Below are 19,058 nucleotides of genomic sequence, written 5' to 3'. Positions count from 1 at the left end.
CAGTTAACAATTGGAAGACCCATGAACCGCCCGCCCAGAAATAGTCAGGAGACCGTGACGACCGAGTTCGCCTACCCGGTCGTCCCAAGCCGTTTCCCCGCCGGCGAAGACCCCGTCAAGCGCGGCCAGATCCTCGACGGCGCCAAGCAGGTCTTCATGAAGATGGGCTTCGACGCAGCCAGCATGAATGACGTGACGCGCGAAGCCGGCGTGTCCAAGGGCACGATCTACGTCTATTTCCAGAGCAAGGAAGACCTGTTCGCCGCCCTCATCGAGCGGGAAAAGGGTCTCTTCACCGAAGCCCTGCGCGACATCCTCGCCGACAGCCACGACATTGAGGAGGGGCTGCGCCGCTTCGCCCATGCCTTCGTCCGCCAGATCATCGAGACCGACATGATCCCCGCCATGCGCACCTTGCTCGGCGTCGTCGACCGCATGCCCGGCCTGTGTCGACGTTTCCTGTCGAATGCCCCGTCCAACGCCCGCAGCGTGCTGGAGGCCTTCATCCGCCAACAGGTCGACAAGGGCGTACTGAAGACCGAGGATCCGGACCTTGCCGCCCGACAGTTCATCGATCTGGCGACCGGAACGTTTTTCAAGCAGCGCCTGTTCGGCGAGATGATCGAAACACCGACGCGCGAAGACCGCGACCGCGTCATCGACAGCGCGGTCAGCGTTTTCCTTTGCGCCTATGGCACCGGATCCTGTTCCAAGCCTCGCTGATAAATTCCGGGAACGGTCTTTTTTCTCGCGCGTTAATCCCGGCTCTTGCCCTCGTGCAGGCCTTGCTCCATTTGTTGCATCGACCCGCCCTCGCAAACCGGAAGAAAAATATGCAGGAAATCCTCGTTCTCCTTCAGGATCCCGCCGCCTGGATCGCTCTGATCACGCTCGTGGTCATGGAAGTCGTCCTCGGCATCGACAACCTCGTCTTCATCTCCATCCTGACCAACAAGCTTCCGGCCGACCAGCGCGAAAGGGCACGCCGGATCGGCATCGGCCTGGCCCTTGTCCTGCGCCTGGCGCTGCTGGGCACCGTCGCCTGGATCGTCAAGCTGACCACGCCGATCTTCGAGGCCTTCGGCCACGGCTTCTCGTGGAAGGACCTGATCCTGATTGCCGGCGGCCTGTTCCTGGTGTGGAAAGCGACCAAGGAAATCCACCACAATGTCGATCCGGTGGACCATGAGGAGGATTTCATCGCCTCGTCCGCCACACAGACTTTCGCGGCCGCCATCGGCCAGATCCTCCTGCTCGACCTGGTCTTCTCGGTGGACAGCATCATCACCGCCGTCGGCATGACCCCGCATCTGCCGATCATGGTCGTCGCCGTGATCATCGCCGTCGCGGTCATGCTGGTCGCGGCCACGCCGCTTGCCAACTTCATCGAAAAGAACCCGACCATCGTCATGCTGGCTCTCGGCTTCCTGCTGATGATCGGCACGACGCTGATCGCCGAGGGCATGGGCTTCCACGTGCCCAAGGGTTACGTCTATGCGGCAATGGCCTTTTCCGGCCTCGTCGAGGTGCTCAACATGTTCGCGCGGCGCAAGCGCCAGGCCGAGAGGGCAGCCAAAGCCAAGCTGCACTGATCAGGCGATCAGCGCCTACCGCCCATCTGCCCAGGGCCCGCGACCTCGTCGCGGGCCTGCTATTTTAACGGCTTGCTCCGCCGCGCGGAACAAAGCCGATCCGGCGGCATTGATAGCGACTGCCTGCCCTGTATATTCTCTCGACACAACATATCCGGAGTCCCATGACCACCGAGCAAATCCTTGCCTTCGCTGTCATAGGCGCGATGATGGCCGCCTTTCTCTGGGACCGCCTGCGCTATGACGTGGTTGCCTGCGTCACGCTGATCGTCGCCGTAGCCCTCGGCCTCGTTCCCGCCGAAAAGGCCTTCGACGGTTTCAGCGACGATATCGTCATCATCGTCGGCAGCGCCCTGGTGGTCAGTGCCGGGGTCGCGCGCTCCGGCATCGTCGATCTCGCCATCAAGAAATTCTTCCCCTCGCTCACCTCGATCCGCGGCCAGATGCTGTTGCTGGTGGTGAGCGTCACCTTGCTGTCGGCCTTCATCAAGAACATCGGCGCGCTGGCGATCATGATGCCGGTCGCCTTCCAGTTCGCCCGCCGCTCCGGCACGCCGGCCTCGGCCTTCCTCATGCCCATGGCGTTCGGCGCGCTGCTCGGCGGCCTGATGACGCAGATCGGCACCTCGCCGAACATCGTCGTCTCGCGCCTGCGCGCCGAAATCACCGGCGAAGCCTTCACCATGTTCGACTTCACCCCGGTCGGCGCCACGCTCGCGCTCGCCGGCACAATCTTCCTGATGTTCTTCTACTGGCTGGTGCCGAAGCGCGAGAACCAGACCCCCTCCGTCCAGGAAGCGCTGGAGAACTCGACCTTCGCCACCGAGGCGACCGTCGGCAAGCAGTCGCCCTTCCTCGGCAAGTCGCTCAATGAGCTTCTGTCGATCGCGCCCGGCGAAGTGATCGCCACTGCGATCCTGCGCGGCCACACCCGCATTTCCCCCTTCCCCGACATCGTGCTCAAGGAAAACGACGCGCTGCTGCTCGAAGGCGCATCCGAACCGCTGGACCGGATCGTCTCCCAGGCCAAGCTTTCCCTTTCGGGCAAGCCGATCGGAGAAGGCGAGACCAAGCCGAGCGGCGAGATCGCCGCGATCGAGGCGGTGGTCAGCCGCGATTCCGCGTTGATCGGCCTCTCCGCACGCGAGTTGTCGCTCTACAATACCTATGGTGTCAACCTCTTGGCCGTCAGCCGCAAGGGCAAGCGCATCCGCGAACGTCTCGGCGAACTGACGCTGCGGCCTGGCGATGTGGTCGTTCTGCAGGGACAGCGGCAGGCCTTGCCCGGCCTGCTTCTGGAGCTCGGCTGCCTTCCGCTGGCCGAACGGGAAATCCTGCTCGGCACCAGCCGCAGCGCCATCGTGCCCCTGGCAATCCTCGTCGCCGCCATGGGCGCCACCGCTCTTGGCCTGGCCCCGGTCGCGGTCGCGTTCTTTGCGGCGGCGCTGGCCATGGTCATCCTCAAGGTCATCCCGCTCAGCGAGATCTACCGTGCGGTGGACGGGCCGATCCTCGTCATGCTCGCCGCCCTCATCCCGGTCAGCGACACGCTGCGCAGCACCGGTGCCAGCGAACTGATCGCCGGCTGGCTGGGGGCCGCCGCGGACGGGCTGCCCGCCTATGGCGCGCTCGCCCTCATTCTGGTCACCGCCATGGCGGTCACGCCCTTCCTCAACAATGCCGCAACCGTGCTGGTCATGGCACCGATCGCCGCGAGCTTTGCCGCCGGTCTCGGCTACAAGCCGGACGCCTTCCTCATGGCGGTGGCGATCGGCGCCGGCTCCGACTTCCTCACCCCGATCGGCCACCAGTGCAACACGCTGGTCATGGGTCCCGGCGGCTATCGCTTCAGTGACTATCCACGCCTCGGCCTGCCGCTGTCGATCATCATCGTCCTGGTGTCCATCCCCATGCTGCTTATGGTCTGGCCAGTCCAGTAACAGCCCTCGCTGCGCCAACGATGTGCCCGGCCCGGTCTCAAACCGGGCCGCTTTCGTTTCAGCGGACAGATTGTCATCGCCTGCGAGGCAAAAAGGAAAAGCCTGCATCGGCGGGATGCAGGCTTTCCTTGGGGCGGGGGACTAGGAATGAACGCGGGTCGGACGGGTAAGGGGCTCGTCTGCCGTTTCGTTGGCTACGGAGAGAAACCGGAAAAAGCTCCGTATTCCCCAATTCCCGTCGCGTCCGGTTGGCACGACCCGCGTTCTGTCTATGAAACGTCGCCTGCAGCGATTGGTTCCCAAGGTCGCAGATTTTCTCCGAACCGGCGTTCGAGCAGGGCTGCCATGCCGCCCCCGCCCGCAGTTTTCCTTGACGCCTGCGGCTGAATATGGCCTAAGGCCAGCCGGCGGAATTGACAGGATCAGCGCGCATATCAGGCCTTTTCCCGTCTTTCCACCCGATCGTTTTCCCGTTTTCGCTGATCCCGCGGCATCCGCGCGATCACCCCGCACGCTACCACGAGCAAGAGTCCATGAGCACTTCCGGCGTCCGCGTCCGCATCGCACCCTCCCCGACCGGCGAGCCCCATGTCGGCACCGTCTACATCGCGCTGTTCAATTATCTCTTCGCCAAGAAGATGGGCGGCGAGTTCATCCTGCGTATCGAGGACACCGACGCCACCCGCTCGACCCCGGAATTCGAACAGAAAGTGCTCGACGCGCTGAAATGGACTGGCCTCACCTGGTCGGAAGGCCCCGATATCGGCGGCCCCTATGGTCCCTACCGCCAGTCCGAGCGCAAGGACATCTACCGTCCCTTCGTCGAGCAGATGGTGCGCGACGGCCATGCCTTCCGCTGCTTCTGCACCCCGGAGCGCCTGGAAATGATGCGCGACGCGCAGCGCGCCAAGGGCCTGCCGCCGAAATATGACGGCCACTGCCTCAACCTCACGGCCGAGGAAGTCACCGAGCGCATGGAAGAGGGCGAACCCTCCGTCGTGCGCATGAAGATCCCGACCGAGGGCTCCTGCGATTTCCATGACGGCGTCTATGGTGACGTCTCTATTCCGTGGGACGCCGTCGACATGCAGGTGCTCTTGAAGGCCGACGGCATGCCGACCTATCACATGGCGAACGTCGTCGATGACCACCTGATGCGGATCACCCATGTGGCGCGCGGCGAGGAATGGCTGGCCTCGGTGCCGAAGCACATCCTGATCTACAAGTATCTCGGCCTCGAACCGCCGAAGTTCATGCACCTGTCGCTGATGCGCAATGCCGACAAGTCGAAACTGTCGAAGCGCAAGAACCCGACCTCGATCTCCTACTACTCTGCGCTCGGTTACCTGCCGGAAGCGCTGATGAACTTCCTCGGCCTGTTCTTCATCCAGATCGCCGAAGGCGAGGAACTTCTGACGATGGAAGAACTGGCGGAGAAGTTCGATCCCGACAACCTGTCCAAGGCCGGGGCTATCTTCGACGTGCAGAAGCTCGACTGGCTGAACGGCCGCTGGATGCGCGAGAAGCTGATGCCGGACGAGTTCCTCGCCCGCGTCTTCGACTGGGCCTCGGAAAACCAGCGCCTGACCGAAGGCCTGAAGCTCGCCCAGAGCCGCATTTCCAAGCTCGGCGAACTGCCGCAGCTTGCCGGCTTCCTGCTTGCCAACGACGTGAGCCTGACGCCTGCCTCGTTTGCCGGCCTCAAGACCTCGCCGGCCGAGACGCTGGAAATCGTCAACACGGTGGCCTTCGACCTCGAGAAGATCCTCGAATGGAATGTCGAGACGATCGAGCAGGAACTGCGCGACATCGCCGACCGCCTCGGCAAGAAGCTGCGCGTGGTCACGCCCCCGCTCTTCGTCGCCATGGCCGGCTCGTCCCGCTCGCTACCGCTGTTCGACTCGATGGCGCTGCTCGGCCGCTCGGTCGTGCGCCAGCGGCTGAAGGTGGCGAGCCAGGTACTGACGTCCATGGTGGGTGCTGCGAACTGACGATGCAGCGTCGCTCGACCGGCGGCGCATTAAGCTACCCCCTCTGCCCTGCCGGGCATCTCCCCCACAAGGGGGGAGATCAGCGAGTGGCCGGCCTGTTGCCCCAAGCCCTCGTTGACCGCCGGTTTTGACCTCAGAGGTGGAACGACAAGCGTCCCCCAACCGATCTCCCCCCTTGTGGGGGAGATGCCCGGCAGGGCAGAGGGGGTGACCGAAACGAAACAGCCGCTGAAGGCGATACACGATGACCGAACAGAAGACCGCAGCACCCGCCCTCTCCTCCGACGTGACCGAAGTCCGCGCCCAGAAGCTCGCCCTCCTGCGCCAGCAGGTCGGCGACGTCTATCCGGCCCATTTCCACCGCACGATCACCAATGCGGAGCTTGCCGAGAAATATGCCGACCTGGAGCTCGACACCGAATCCGGCGACATCGTCACCGTCGCCGGCCGTGTCTACTCGTCGCGCAATTCCGGCATGTTCATGGACATCCATGACGCCTCGGGCAAGATCCAGATCTTCTCCCACAAGGACACGACCCCGGAGGAAGCCCGTGCGCTTCTGCCGATGATCGACCTCGGCGACATCATCGGCGTGACCGGCGCTGTGCGCCGCACCAAGCGCGGCGAGCTGACGATCAATGCGCATGAGATCACCATGCTCACCAAGTCGCTGCTGCCGATGCCGGAAAAGTATCACGGCCTCGCCGACATCGAGACGCGCTACCGCAAGCGCCATCTCGACCTGTTGACCAACGAGGAATCGAAGCTGCGCTTCCAGCAGCGTTCGAAGATCATCTCGGGCGTGCGCCGCTTCATGGAAAACGACGGCTTCATGGAAGTCGAGACGCCCATGCTGCAGACGATCTACGGCGGTGCGACCGCCGAGCCGTTCAAGACCCATCACAACACGCTGAAGATGGACATGTACCTGCGCATCGCGCCGGAACTCTATCTCAAGCGCACGCTGGTTTCGGGCCTCTCGGACAAGGTCTTCGAGATCAACCGCAACTTCCGCAACGAAGGCGTCTCCACCCGGCACAATCCGGAATTCACCATGATGGAGTGCTACTGGGCCTATGCGGATTACGAGGACATCATGGACCTCGTCGAGCGCATGTTCTCGGAGCTGGCGATGACCATCCATGGCACCACGGAAGTGCCCTATGGCGACAAGGTCCTGTCCTTCAAGGGCCCGTTCCGCCGCATCTCCATGCCAGGCGCCGTCAAGGAAAAGACCGGCATCGACTTCCTCGCCATCAAGACCGACGAGGAGGCGCGCGCCGCCGCCCGCCATGCCGGCTTCGAGGTCGAGAAGGACGCAACCTGGGGCGAATGCCTCGCCTTCGTCTTCGAGGAAACCGTCGAGGGCGACCTCATCCAGCCGGTCCACGTCATCCACTTCCCGAAGGACATCTCGCCCTTCGCCAAGGAAGTGCCGGGCGAGCCGCGCCTGGTCGAGCGTTTCGAGACCTATGTCAACGGCTGGGAGCTCGGCAACGCCTTCTCCGAGCTCAACGATCCGGAAGAACAGCGCGCCCGCATGGTCGAACAGCTGACGCAGGCCCATGCCCGCGGCGAAAAGGAAAAGGCCCTCGACGAGGACTTTCTCGACGCCATGGACCAGGGCATGCCGCCGGCCGGTGGGCTGGGCATCGGCGTCGACCGCCTGATCATGGTGCTGACCAACGCGCCGTCGATCCGCGACGTCATCCTCTTCCCGGCCCGCCGCCACAAGGGCGACTGAACCGGTCAGGACATTCGCATAAACGGAAAAATCCCGGCGCAGCCTCCTGCGCCGGGATTTTTCGTTGTAACTCAGTCCTGCCTCAGTCGCTTGCCTCGGCGTGCTTTTCGGCGTCGGCCTTGGCGCTTGCCTTCGGCGGCAGGATGTCGGAATCCTCGGCCGGTATCCCGCTCTCGGCAGGCGCGGCGCTCGTGCCCTCGAGCGGCTGCGACCTCAGTTTCTCGAGCCATGCGGCGCCGGCAGATTTCGCCTTGCCTTCCGCAGCCGGCTCGGGCTGGGCTTCGTGGCCCGCGGCCGCGGCATCTTCGGCCGGTGCGGCGTCATGCTCCGCAGGTGCAGCCGCCTCTTCCGGCGCGACCGTTTCGGCCGGCTCGGCATCGTGGCCGGCAGCGGCGTCTTCCGTCGCCGCAGGCGCGGGCGCTTCCTGATCGCTACCGAGCACCATGCCCTTCAGCGACGAGAACCAGCCGCCGCTCTCGGCCGGTGCTGCGGCCGGTTCGGTCGCCTTGGCATGGGCGTCGGCCTCCGCAGCCGGCGGGGCCACAGCCTCGTCCTGCGCGCCTTCGCCAGCCGGAATTTCGTGGGCGGGAGCCGCTTCGGCGGCATGGCCGGCATCCGCGCCATGCGCATCGGCTTCGACGGTTGCTGCGCCATGGCCATCCGCGGGCTCCGCGGCTGGCGCCTCCGCTCCGTGGCCCTCGGCGGGTGCCGCCTCGCCATGCCCCTCGGCGGGTGCGGCCTCTCCATGGCCTGCCGGCGCGCCTTGCTTGGCAGGCGCCCCATGTTCGGCTGGCGCGCCCTGACCCTCGGGAACGACCACTTCAGGCTTGATGCAATCGGTCTTGTCATCCAGCCGGGCGACCAGCCTTTCGATCTCCGCCTCAGGCAGGGCGATCTTCTCGCCATAAAACAATCCGTCGGCATTCGCGAGCTTGTCGACATAACGCGCGGTAAACACCTGTCCGTTCGCCTCTTCCGGCACCCGACTGGGGTCGGCAATGTAGATGACGTCGGCGCCGACGGCCCGCCCGCGCATCGCCGAACGGTCGGTCGGTCCGCTCTTGTCGAGCACGACCACCTGCACGAGATCCGGCTTCTGCGAAGCGTAGACCGCGCCGGCGACCCGAAGCGCGGTCCTGACCCGCGTCATGCCGTCGCCGGGCTTGTCGGTGGTAATGTACTTGCGGACCCAGAAGCGGTCCTTCTTCTTGATCGTGACGGTCTGGACTTCGGTGCATTCGAGGCCGTTCCGGTCCGAATAGGACGGACCGAGGATCTTGTCGGCGCCGATGAAGACCGCGGCAGCGCCCGTGGCGCCGCACAGAACCAACACCCCACCGAAGGCGAGAACGATCTTGCGAGAGATCCGGATCTTGCCCAGAAGACCCTTCACGCCATGAACTCCGCCATCGAACTCGCTCCACTGTTCACGCAATACTTCGCTCGATACTTGCCACATCGGTCTTGAGGAAGGTTTAATCCGGTCGAGACAATCCGCGGAACATACCCCCGCCTTCACCGGCGGGACGCCGGAAGGCGAGTCTTTTTGCGAGCCGTTCGCAAAAAGCATTGACAATCGGATTTTCGGCCTTAACTTTTAATGAGAACTATTCGCAACAAGCCTAGGAGTTCCCATGCCGTCCCGCCTTGCAGGCCTTATCGCTGCCGCCGTCATGCTTCTGCCGCTTGGCGCGACGGCTGCCGAGAAGCCGAAGGTCATCACGACCTTCACCGTCATCGCCGACATTGCCCGCAATGTCGCCGGCGACCGGGCCGAGGTCGACAGCATCACCAAGCCAGGCGCCGAGATCCACAACTACCAGCCGACGCCCCGCGACATCCTGAAGGCACGCGACGCCGATCTCGTGCTGTGGAACGGTCTCAACCTGGAACGCTGGTTCGAAAAGTTCCTCGCCAATCTCGGCCCCGTGCCGGCCGCCGTCATCAGCGATGGCGTCGAGCCGATCGACATTTCCGGCGGCGGCTATGAAGGCAAGCCCAACCCGCATGCCTGGATGTCACCGGACAATGCGCTGATCTATGTCGAGAACATCCGCAAGGCGCTGACGCAAGTCGATCCCGACAATGCCGAGGCCTACGCCGCCAATGCCAAGGCCTATTCCGACAAGATCCGCGCCGAGATCGGACCGCTGAAGGCGCAGATCGCCGCCCTGCCCTCCGAAAAGCGCTGGCTGGTCACCAGCGAGGGCGCTTTCTCCTATCTCGCCCGCGACCTCGGCCTGAAGGAACTCTTCCTCTGGCCGGTCAATGCCGACGCGCAGGGCACGCCGCAGCAGGTGCGCGCGGTCATCGACGCGATGCGGGAGTATCAGGTCCATGTGATCTTTTCCGAGAGCACGATCTCCGACAAGCCCGCCCGCCAGGTCGCCGAGGAAACCGGGGCGGCCTATGGCGGCGTGCTCTATGTCGACTCGCTGAGCGAAGACGGCGGCCCGGTCCCGACCTATCTCGACCTGCTGAAGGTCACCGTCTCGACGATTGCAGAGGGGCTGGCATCGTGATCATGGGGCCAAGCACCAGAACACGGCCCGAGGGCCTGACGGCCAAGAACGTGACGGTCACCTACCGCAACGGCCTGACCGCGCTTAAAGCCGCAAGCTTCTCGATCCCGAAGGGCACGATCACCGCCCTGGTGGGCGTCAATGGCGCCGGCAAGTCGACGCTGTTCAAGGCGATCATGGGCTTCGTGCCGCTCGCCGCGGGCGAGATCAGCGTGCTCGGCATGAGCGTGCATCAGGCACTGCGCCAGAACCTCATCGCCTACGTGCCCCAGGCCGAGGAGGTCGACTGGGATTTCCCGGTCCTCGTCGAGGACGTGGTGATGATGGGCCGCTACGGCCACATGAACTTCTTCCGCATTCCCTCGCGCAACGACCACAAGATGGTCGCCGATGCGCTGGCGCGGGTCGGAATGAGCGATTTCCGCAAGCGACAGATCGGCGAGCTTTCCGGCGGCCAGCGCAAGCGCGTCTTCCTCGCCCGCGCTCTGGCCCAGGAAGGACAGGTGATCCTGCTCGACGAACCCTTCACTGGCGTCGACGTCAACACCGAGGAACAGATCGTCGCATTGATGCGGGACCTGCGCGCCGAAGGCCGCGTCATGCTGGTCTCGACCCACAATCTCGGCAGCGTGCCGGAATTCTGCGATCGCACCATCTTCGTCAAGGGCACGGTGATCGCGTCCGGTCCGACCGCGGAAACCTTCACCGAGGAGAACCTGAAGGTCGCCTTCGGCGGGGCGCTCCGCCACTTCGTTCTCGGCGGCGCCGACCTGCATGACGACGCCGATGCGCGCCAGCTCAAGGTCATCACCGACGACGAACGTCCCTTCGTCATTTACGGCAAGCCGCAGACGGAAAAAGCCCCGGAAGATGCCGATGACAAACCTGCTGCTTGAACCCTTCACCTATGACTATATGCGCAACGCCATCCTGGTGAGTGCGCTCGTCGGCGGAGTCTGCGGCTTCCTCTCCGCCTATCTGATGCTCAAGGGCTGGTCGCTGATCGGCGATGCGCTCTCGCACGCTATCGTCCCGGGCGTCGCCGGCGCCTACATGCTCGGCCTGCCCTTTGCCTTCGGCGCCTTCCTGTCGGGGGGGCTCGCCGCCGCCGCCATGCTTTTCCTCAACCAGCGCACGCGCCTCAAGGAAGATGCGATCATCGGCCTGATCTTCACCTCCTTCTTCGGCCTTGGCCTGTTCATGGTGTCGCTGTCGCCGGTCTCGGTGAACATCCAGACCATCGTGCTCGGCAATATTCTCGCCATCACCCCGGCGGACACCCTGCAGCTCGTGCTGATCGGCGGCGTCAGCCTCGTCGTGCTGACCGTCAAGTGGAAGGACTTCATGGTCGCCTTCTTCGACGAGAACCATGCCCGTTCGATCGGCCTGCGGCCCGACCTGCTGAAGATCGTCTTCTTCACCCTGCTCGCCGGCTCGACGGTCGCCGCCCTCCAGACGGTCGGCGCCTTCCTCGTCGTTGCCATGGTGGTAACCCCAGGCGCGACCGCCTACCTGCTCACCGACCGCTTCCAGCGGCTGATCGTGCTCGCCTTCCTCATCGGCGCCGGAACGAGTTTCGTCGGCGCCTATGCGAGCTATTTCCTCGACGGAGCGACCGGCGGCGTCATCGTCGTGCTACAGACCGTACTCTTCCTCATGGCCTTCGTCTTCGCCCCGAAGCACGGCATGCTGGCCGCCCGCCGGCGTGCGGCGCAAGCCCTGGAGCCGACGCCATGAACGACACCCTCGCGTTTCTGCTTCTCCCGTTCCAGCTTCCCTTCATGCAGTCGGCCTTCGCCGTCACCCTGATGATCGCCGTGCCGATGGCGCTGCTCTCCTGCTTTCTGGTGCTCAAGGGCTGGTCGCTGATGGGCGACGCGGTGTCCCATGCCGTGCTGCCGGGCGTCGTGATCGCCTATATGGTCGGCCTGCCCTTTGCCGTCGGCGCCTTCGTCGCCGGCATGGTCTGCGCGCTCGCCACCGGTTATGTGAAGGAAAACAGCCGCATCAAGGAGGACACGGTGCTCGGCATCGTCTTCTCCGGCATGTTCGGCCTCGGCCTCGTATTGTTCGTCAAGGTCGAGTCCGACGTCCACCTCGACCATATCCTGTTCGGCGACATGCTCGGCATCCTGCCCTCCGATCTCGTCGAGACCGGCCTGATCGCCTTTGCCGCGACCGCCTTCCTGGTGATCCTGCGCAAGGATCTTCTCGCCCACGCCTTCGACCCGCAACATACCCGCGCCATCGGCCTGCCGGTCAGGCTCTTACACTACGGCCTGCTCGCCGTGCTGTCGCTGACTGTCGTCGGCGCGCTGAAGGCCGTCGGCATCATCCTGTCGGTCGCCATGCTGGTCGCCCCCGGCGCCATCGCCTTCCTCATCACCCGCCGGTTCCAGACCATGCTGCTCGCCGCCGTCATCGTCGCGGTCACAGCAACCGTACTCGGCATCTATCTGAGCTTCCTGATCGACAGCGCGCCGGCGCCGACCATTGTCCTGCTGATGACGGCCATGTTCATCCTCGCCTTCCTGCGTACCGTGTGGAAGGCCCGCGACATGCGCAGGCATCCGGCGTCGGAGACCGAAGCCTAGCCGCGCAGGATTTGCTTTGGGTCAAGTCGCTTCCATTGGCGACCGTCTAGGGTTAGCGTCACGCCCGAGCGAGGACCAAGCCCGATGACACCGATGACGCTGCTTTGCAAACCGAACCGCCACCTGTTCTTCACCGGCAAGGGCGGCGTCGGCAAGACCTCGATCAGTTGCGCGACCGCGATCGCGCTCGCCGACAAAGGGCTGAAGGTCCTGCTGGTCAGCACCGACCCGGCCTCCAATCTCGACGAGATGCTTGGCGTGGCGCTCGGCAGCGATCCGACTCCTGTGCCGGGCGTGTCCGGCCTCTTCGCCATGAACATCGACCCGGAGACGGCGGCCGAGGACTACCGCGTCCGTGTGCTGGACCAGATGGGGCCGGATGCCACCGACAAGGACAAGGCGACCGTGCGCGAACAGCTGTCCGGCGCCTGCACCACCGAGATCGCCGCCTTCGACGAGTTCGTCGGCCTGCTCGCCGACGACAATCCGCAATTCAACCACATCATCTTCGACACCGCGCCGACCGGCCACACGCTCAGGCTCCTCAGCCTGCCCAAGGCCTGGACCGGTTTCCTCGAAGCCAACGAGCGCGGCGCCTCCTGCCTTGGACCGCATTCGGGCCTGAAGATGCAGGAAGATCGCTTCCGCGAGGCGCTCGACTGCCTGGGAGACCCGGCCCGCACCACCATCGTGCTGGTCACCCGCGCCGAGCGCGGCGCGATCCGCGAGGCTGCACGCACCGCAGGAGAGCTCGCAGAACTCGGCCTCTCCAACCAGATGCTCGCGGTCAACGGCCGCTTCACGCCCTCCGATCCACGCGACACGGTCGCGGCCGCCTTTGCTGCCGAGCAGACGGCAGCACTCGCCGAACTGCCCGCCTCCCTCGCCTCGCTGCCGCGCGACGAGGTGCCGCTGAAATCCTTCGACATGGTCGGGCTCAAAGCCCTGCGCGCCCTCTTCGCCCCGAACGACGATCTCGACGGTTCCGACACTGGCGCCCTGCCCGCCGTTACCGACCTGCCGCGTCTCTCGACGCTGGTCGACGACATCGCAGCGGGCGGCAGGGGCCTGGTGATGGTCTTGGGCAAGGGCGGCGTCGGTAAGACGACGGTGGCCGCCGCCGTGGCGGTCGGGCTGGCCGCCCGCGGCCATTCCGTGCACCTGACGACCACCGATCCGGCGGCCCACTTGTCCTTCGTCGTCGGCTCGGACGCCATGCCGGGCCTGACCGTCGACCGCATCGACCCGGAGGCAGAGACGGAGCGTTATATCGAGAAGATCATGACGACCAAGGGCCGCGATCTCGACGAGGACGGCAAGGCGCTGCTGCGCGAGGACCTGGCCTCCCCCTGCACCGAAGAAGTCGCCGTCTTCCACGCCTTTTCCCGCGTCGTCGGCGAGGCAAGGAGCAGCTTCGTCGTCATCGACACGGCGCCGACCGGCCATACGCTGCTGCTGCTCGACGCCACCGGCGCCTACCACCGCCAGATGACTCGGCACCTCGACGAAACCGCCCCCGGCCGCATGATCACGCCGCTGATGCGCCTGCAAGATCCGGCCTATACCCGCGTGCTTCTGGTCACCCTGCCGGAAACCACACCGGTCTCCGAGGCCGGTGCGTTGCAAGACGATCTCCGCCGCGCCAAGATCGAGCCCTATGGCTGGGTGGTCAACAAGTCGATGGCGATCACGGGCACGCGCGACCCGCTCTTGCGCGCCCGGATCAAGGGCGAGGCCGCCCAGATCGAGCGGGTGAAGCGGGATTTCGCCCGCCGCGTCTACGGTCTCGATTTCCGCTCGGTCGCACCGGTTGGGCTTTCCGAACTGCGCAAGATCGCCGATCCGGCGTGATGCGCGCGACCTCTGGAGCACAGGAGGGGCGAAGGTCACCGCAGCGACCCTTGCCCGGCATCCTGCAGATCAGAAGCGAACGTCCAGGCGCCCCTTGACCTGCTGTTCCCACTCGCCTTCGCCGGCCTGGCCCGCATAGCTCAGGCCGAGCAGCGCGTTTTCGCTGACGGGAACAGAGAACCCGGCTTCCATCACCGCGACGTCGCGGGCCGAAGGCACGCCGTAGATGGTGAAGCTGTCGCTGCCGGCAAAGGCCAGTCGCGTATCCGCAAGACCGTCGCCGAAATCGTGGCGCCAGCCGACCATACCGTGCAGCACGGCCTTGGTGTCGCCAAGGGCGAGCGGCGCCTCGCCGCGCAGTCCGAGCGTGCCATAGGTCGTGTCATAGCTGTCCGCCGCCGCCGAGACGGCCGTCACGCCGCCCGTTTCGGTAAAACCGTCGGAGCGCAGATGCACATAGGCGAGACCGGCAAAGGGCGAGATTGTGCCGAGGCTGGTGTCGATGTCATAGCTCGCCTCGCCGAACAGCTGGGCGGTGCGGGCGTCGTAATCCGCTTCGTTGCGGTCGTCGAGGCTGCCGGCATCGACCGTGCGTTCGGTGGAAATCTGGTGCCAGGTATAGGCCGCGCCAAACCTGAGGTCGAGCGCACCGAAGGAGCGACCGCCGTAGAGGCCGAGCGAAGCGTTGTCGGACGTGCCCGAGGCGCCGCGCGATGCCTCGTCGAACGCCGTCTGGCTGTAGGCGCCGGCAAAACCCATCCGCCAGTCGTCGGCGAGAACGGTGTCCGCACCGCCGGCAAAGCCCCCCGTCGAATGGGCGAGCGACCCGGCATTGCCGTCGTTTTCGGAGCGCGCCCACGCGCCGAAGGCCGAGGTCCAGAAACCGTGGCCTTGCGATGCGTCGCCGAGCAGCCGGGCGTTGAACGCATCGCGCACATAGTGGCTGTCGTCGACCAGCATGCCCTTGGTCGAAGCGTGGATGTCGCCAGACAGGTCGTCGAAGGCGCCAAGGACCTCGGCGGCGCCCAGACCCACCACAGCGTCGTAGAGCGGGTCCCCGATGGCGAGCGATTCCAGCGCGGTGCCGACGGCGACCTGGTTGCGCGTCTCGGCGAGGCTGGAAAAGGCGATGTCGTTGCGCAGCAGGGTCAGGAAGACATTGTCGGCATCATAGGTCAGCCGACCGTCGAGAAAGGCGAAGCTGTCGGTCAGCGTACCGAAAGTGCCGTTCACGCCGCCGGCGGCGCTGAGGATCGTGTAGACGGTGCCGAACGTGTAGGTCGAACCGTCGTCGGTGCCGTTCTCCGGCCCGACGGTCACGCTTGCGCCGCTGTCGATGGTGGCCGTTCCGGAGGCATCGATCAGGTCACTGTTGCCGAAATCGTCGACCTCGACCGAATAGATCGAACCGGAGGCAAAGGTAATGTCGCCGACGCTGATCGTGCCGATGGAGTTGCCCGGCGCGACAGTGCCGCCGCTCGCCACCGCGACATTGCCGAGCGTGCCGGTGCCGCCGAGCGTTCCGCCGTCGAGCACGCTGGCCACGACCGAAAGCCTTTCGGCGTTGACCGATACCAGCCCGCCCTCGATCGACAGGTCGCCGGTGAAGGCCCAGTAGTCGCCTGTCAGTTCGGTGATGCCGGACAGGAAGGACAGCGTGCCGGTGCCTGCCACATCTGCTCCGAAGACATAGTCATTAGCCGTGTGGTTGAAGACGATCTCGCCGTCGCCGTCGCCGAAGGTCACCGTCTCGGTGTCGATGACGCCGGCGGTGGCCGCAGATTCGCCGGCTGCCGCACCGATGTTGAGGATACCGGTGGAACCTGCATCGTCTGCGATGACGATGCGATCGGCGCTTACTGTTGCACCATTGGCGACGGTCAGTTCGCCGTCACCCTCGATGCCGATCGACAAGCGGTCGTACGACTCCACGGTGGAGCCGGGGCCAGAGACGATGACCGTGCCGGACGAGCCGACTTCATTGCCGATATGCAGGCGGTTGCCGAAGACCAAGCCGCCGTTGAGAACGGAAAGGTAACCCGTCCCATGACGACCGACATTCAGATCGCCGGAATAGAGCTCGGCGGGATTGCCCGTCGCCAACCACTGCGACCACGTACCGGTCACCGTCATGGTGCCCACCGAGCCGGCGAGGTCGCCGAGAATGCCCTGCGTGCCGCCGACGTAGCCGCCGTTGGCGATGGTGACCGTCCCTTCCGCGCCACTGTTGTGGCCGACGATGAAGGCCCCGCTCAAAGACCAGCTGGACCCCGAGCCCGTTACCAGAAGCTCACTGTCGGAACCGGCCTCGGTGCCCACATAACCATCGGTGCTCGAGACGTCTCCGTTACTGGCAATGGTCAAGAAACCGTCGCCCAGATTGCCGACGTAGAGCGTGCCGGTATTGTGCCAAAAGCTGTGGGCGCCGGTCACAGTGGCTGTGCCGGTCGAGGCCGCGTTCCAGCCGAGAATCGCGCCATCAGAACGCACGAATGCGCCGTTGCGGATCGCCAGCGACCCGATGCCGTTGTAGCCGATGCCGATGCGGTCGGCGATGGAAAGGGTCGCGTGGTCGACGACGGCCGCACCGCTGCCGGCGGCGGTGTAACCCAGATAGGCCGCGCCAAGGTCGACGTTGGCATTATCCGTGACATTGAGAGTGCCGGAGCCGCTCGCGCCGAGATAGAGATCGCCGAGCACCAACCATCCGCTGCCGACGCCGTCGACATTGACGCTGCTGCCCGAGGCGGAGGCCAGATTGGCTATGGTCGCGGTGCCGCTTTGGACATAGCTTTCATTGATCACGTCCAGCGTACCCACCCCGCCGCCGCCGACGAGGAGGCCACCCGTCGTGGTCCAGGTCGAGCCGGTCCCGCTGACCAGGGCATCGCCGATCGTATTGGTGCCGTTGGCGATGATGCCGTCGGCGCTCGTCACGGCGGAGCCGGACAGGATGTTGAGATAGCCGTGGCCGCCGCTGGAGGCGTCGCCGCCGAAGCCGACATAGAGAAAGCCGGAGGTGGTGAGGCTGGCATTGTCCTGGAGGTTCACCGTGCCGGTCGATGTCGTGCCGGACGCGATGTTCATTTCCCCGGTGCTGACAGCCGCACTGTTCAGGATACTGATGACCCCGCCTCCGCCATTGCCGACATAGATCGCCCCGGAATTGGCCCAGTCATTGCCGGCTCCGGTAATGGTCGCCGAACCCGTCGAGCCGCTGTTCCATCCCAGTGAAACCGAGTCCGACGTCAGGTCGTCCTCTATCGTCAGGTCCGCTGCTCCGCCGAGACCAAGGAAGAGCGTGCCGACTTGGGCGCCGGCTCCGTCGATCACAACGCCGGTCGAATCGATGCGGGCGCTGTCGCCGGCATTGGGCGTGTGCCCGTCCCAAACCCAGTTGCTGTCGAGAAACCAGTCATTGGTGCCGCCGTTCCAGTAGACGGAATCGGCACGCGCCGCGCCGGAAAATCCAGCGGCAAGGCACAGTGCCATCGCACTTGTCGACAAAAGACGGGTACGACGCGCAATACGGTCGGGCTTCATGAAAAGGTCTCCCGGAGACACCGCGACGGCCAAGCCAGCCGTCCCGGCAACCCCAAATTGTTTAAAGAATCGATCCGATCCTTTTCACAAGCCGGGAACAAACCCGTCAATGGAAAGCACACGTACCTTGCCGATACACCCGAAAATGGTCGCGGATAGCGGCATGCACGCCACACGCCAGCGGTCGGCAGTCGGTGTCACGGATCGACGGATGCGTTGAGCGCGTTGCGCCTTGCCAGCACATTCTCCCGCCAGACGGTAAAAAGGCCGGCGCCGACGACGATGGCCGCGCCGATCACCATATTGACCCTCAGCACCTCGCCGAAGACCACGACGGCGATACCCGAGGCGAGCACGAGTTGCAGATAGGTGATCGGCTGAACGGCGACGGCATCGAGATTGTCATAGGCCTTGATCAGCAGATAATGCCCGGCAATGCCGGTGCAGCAGAGCAGGATCATCCACTTCCAGTCCGCGGTGGAAATCTCTGTCCAGAAGAAGGGCCCGGCAATCGAGAGCGCCACCGCCCCGACAGTGCCGATATAGAAGAAACTCGTCATCGGACCGTCTACACGGCTCACCAGCCGCGTCATCAAGCCATAGAGAGCGCCCATCACCGCCGTTGCAATCGGCAAGATGACCAGCGGGCTGAACTGGTCCCCGCTCGGCGACAGGATCAGCAGAACACCGCACAAGCCCACGCCGATCGCCGTCCAGCGTCGCCATCCGACCTTTTCGCCGAGGATCGGCACCGACAGAAGCGCGACGATCAGCGGACCGGCGGCAAAGATCGCCTGCGACTGGGCAAGCCCGACCTTGGCGAAGGCTGAAATGGCAATCGGGATCTGCGCCGCCAGTATTAGCCCCCGCGCGATCTGCAACACGGGGCGCTTGGTGGCGACCGCTGCCCGCAAGCCGCCGCGCGCCCGCATCGCCAGAAGAATGGCAAAGGCGGCAAACGCCCAATAGCGGAACATTGCCACCAGCACCGGCGGATAGTTCATGCCGAGATGCTTCGACACGGCGTCCTGCACCGAAAATATGGTGAAGGCGATGATGGCGAAGGCATAGCCGAGCGGCGTGGATTTCATGAAACCGACTGACGTGGAAGGAGCAGACATGGCTCCTTCGCAGGGAAAGGAAGCGAATCGATCGTATACGTCTCTTGGCATTTGCAAAGTCTGAAACTTTGCACAGCTGCCTTGCGGCGCCTGAGCAGCCTTCCCGCGTCCAATCGTGGTCGGCAGCGCCGCTTGCCCTTTCGCCCACCGCCATGCTCTA

General features: G+C 64.7%; 13 protein-coding genes. 10 read left to right on the top strand and 3 right to left on the bottom strand.

Going from position 1 to position 19,058, the window contains the following annotated elements; translation table 11 throughout:
- The first annotated feature begins 21 nt into the window (after positions 1 to 21).
- From DYZ14_RS05020 to lysS, 5 genes are all read left to right on the top strand, one after another.
- On the top strand, positions 22 to 723 hold the full coding sequence (locus DYZ14_RS05020; RefSeq protein WP_154719673.1) for a TetR/AcrR family transcriptional regulator: 702 nt from the start codon (positions 22 to 24) through the stop codon (positions 721 to 723).
- Positions 724 to 833: 110 nt separating this feature from the next.
- Entirely contained in the window at positions 834 to 1,592 is a 759-nt protein-coding gene (locus DYZ14_RS05015; protein ID WP_154719672.1) for a TerC family protein, read from the top strand.
- Between the two features lie 164 nt (positions 1,593 to 1,756).
- A complete protein-coding gene (locus DYZ14_RS05010) occupies positions 1,757 to 3,532 on the top strand; it encodes an SLC13 family permease (protein ID WP_154719671.1) in 1,776 nt (591 codons plus the stop codon).
- Positions 3,533 to 4,065: 533 nt separating this feature from the next.
- Positions 4,066 to 5,523 (top strand): glutamate--tRNA ligase, encoded by a 1,458-nt coding sequence (gene gltX / locus DYZ14_RS05005; RefSeq protein ID WP_154719670.1) that lies wholly within the window; start codon positions 4,066 to 4,068, stop codon positions 5,521 to 5,523.
- 244 nt (positions 5,524 to 5,767) lie between these two features.
- Positions 5,768 to 7,267, top strand: a complete 1,500-nt coding sequence (gene lysS, locus DYZ14_RS05000) for a lysine--tRNA ligase (protein ID WP_154719669.1) — start codon at positions 5,768 to 5,770, stop codon at positions 7,265 to 7,267.
- A gap of 82 nt (positions 7,268 to 7,349) precedes the next feature.
- Here lysS and DYZ14_RS24100 read toward each other — a convergent pair whose 3' ends face one another.
- Entirely contained in the window at positions 7,350 to 8,660 is a 1,311-nt protein-coding gene (locus DYZ14_RS24100; protein WP_195949829.1) for a hypothetical protein, read from the bottom strand.
- A gap of 241 nt (positions 8,661 to 8,901) precedes the next feature.
- Here DYZ14_RS24100 and DYZ14_RS04990 point away from each other — a divergent pair, with 241 nt between their 5' ends.
- From DYZ14_RS04990 to arsA, 5 genes are all read left to right on the top strand, one after another.
- A complete protein-coding gene (locus DYZ14_RS04990) occupies positions 8,902 to 9,789 on the top strand; it encodes a metal ABC transporter substrate-binding protein (protein WP_154719668.1) in 888 nt (295 codons plus the stop codon).
- A gap of 2 nt (positions 9,790 to 9,791) precedes the next feature.
- On the top strand, positions 9,792 to 10,685 hold the full coding sequence (locus tag DYZ14_RS04985; protein ID WP_154719667.1) for a manganese/iron ABC transporter ATP-binding protein: 894 nt from the start codon (positions 9,792 to 9,794) through the stop codon (positions 10,683 to 10,685).
- A complete protein-coding gene (locus DYZ14_RS04980; RefSeq protein WP_154719666.1) occupies positions 10,666 to 11,526 on the top strand; it encodes a metal ABC transporter permease in 861 nt (286 codons plus the stop codon). Before DYZ14_RS04985 ends, DYZ14_RS04980 begins: the two co-directional genes overlap by 20 nt.
- Positions 11,523 to 12,383, top strand: a complete 861-nt coding sequence (locus DYZ14_RS04975; protein WP_154719665.1) for a metal ABC transporter permease — start codon at positions 11,523 to 11,525, stop codon at positions 12,381 to 12,383. Before DYZ14_RS04980 ends, DYZ14_RS04975 begins: the two co-directional genes overlap by 4 nt.
- 84 nt (positions 12,384 to 12,467) lie before the next feature.
- The gene (arsA, locus tag DYZ14_RS04970) at positions 12,468 to 14,234 is read left to right on the top strand and encodes an arsenical pump-driving ATPase (RefSeq protein ID WP_154719664.1); all 1,767 of its coding nucleotides are present in this window, start codon (positions 12,468 to 12,470) and stop codon (positions 14,232 to 14,234) included.
- Positions 14,235 to 14,303: 69 nt separating this feature from the next.
- On the opposite strand, the gene DYZ14_RS04965 is transcribed toward arsA, so the two are convergent.
- Together DYZ14_RS04965 and DYZ14_RS04960 are read right to left on the bottom strand one after the other, a co-directional pair.
- Positions 14,304 to 17,777: an autotransporter domain-containing protein gene (locus tag DYZ14_RS04965; protein ID WP_154719663.1), complete on the bottom strand. Its 3,474-nt coding sequence runs from the start codon at positions 17,775 to 17,777 to the stop codon at positions 14,304 to 14,306.
- A gap of 197 nt (positions 17,778 to 17,974) precedes the next feature.
- Positions 17,975 to 18,868, bottom strand: coding sequence for a DMT family transporter (locus DYZ14_RS04960; protein WP_154719794.1), 894 nt, complete (start codon positions 18,866 to 18,868; stop codon positions 17,975 to 17,977).
- Positions 18,869 to 19,058: the final 190 nt, after the last annotated feature.

Origin of the sequence: Ciceribacter sp. T2.26MG-112.2, assembly GCF_900492205.1 — a bacterium.
Lineage (GTDB): Bacteria > Pseudomonadota > Alphaproteobacteria > Rhizobiales > Rhizobiaceae > Allorhizobium > Allorhizobium naphthalenivorans_A.
Note: the sequence above shows the minus strand (reverse complement) of the source record. Positions and strands in the feature narration are given on the sequence as shown.

Coding starts and splice junctions, on each gene's coding strand:
- DYZ14_RS04990 (WP_154719668.1), top strand. CDS start 8,902: ATGCCGTCCCGCCTTGCAGGCCTTATCGCTGCCGCCGTCATGCTTCTG.
- DYZ14_RS05015 (WP_154719672.1), top strand. CDS start 834: ATGCAGGAAATCCTCGTTCTCCTTCAGGATCCCGCCGCCTGGATCGCT.
- DYZ14_RS05020 (WP_154719673.1), top strand. CDS start 22: ATGAACCGCCCGCCCAGAAATAGTCAGGAGACCGTGACGACCGAGTTC.
- DYZ14_RS04965 (WP_154719663.1), bottom strand. CDS start 17,777: ATGAAGCCCGACCGTATTGCGCGTCGTACCCGTCTTTTGTCGACAAGT.
- arsA (WP_154719664.1), top strand. CDS start 12,468: ATGACACCGATGACGCTGCTTTGCAAACCGAACCGCCACCTGTTCTTC.
- DYZ14_RS04985 (WP_154719667.1), top strand. CDS start 9,792: ATGGGGCCAAGCACCAGAACACGGCCCGAGGGCCTGACGGCCAAGAAC.
- DYZ14_RS05010 (WP_154719671.1), top strand. CDS start 1,757: ATGACCACCGAGCAAATCCTTGCCTTCGCTGTCATAGGCGCGATGATG.
- DYZ14_RS04980 (WP_154719666.1), top strand. CDS start 10,666: ATGACAAACCTGCTGCTTGAACCCTTCACCTATGACTATATGCGCAAC.
- DYZ14_RS04960 (WP_154719794.1), bottom strand. CDS start 18,868: ATGAAATCCACGCCGCTCGGCTATGCCTTCGCCATCATCGCCTTCACC.
- lysS (WP_154719669.1), top strand. CDS start 5,768: ATGACCGAACAGAAGACCGCAGCACCCGCCCTCTCCTCCGACGTGACC.
- DYZ14_RS04975 (WP_154719665.1), top strand. CDS start 11,523: ATGAACGACACCCTCGCGTTTCTGCTTCTCCCGTTCCAGCTTCCCTTC.
- gltX (WP_154719670.1), top strand. CDS start 4,066: ATGAGCACTTCCGGCGTCCGCGTCCGCATCGCACCCTCCCCGACCGGC.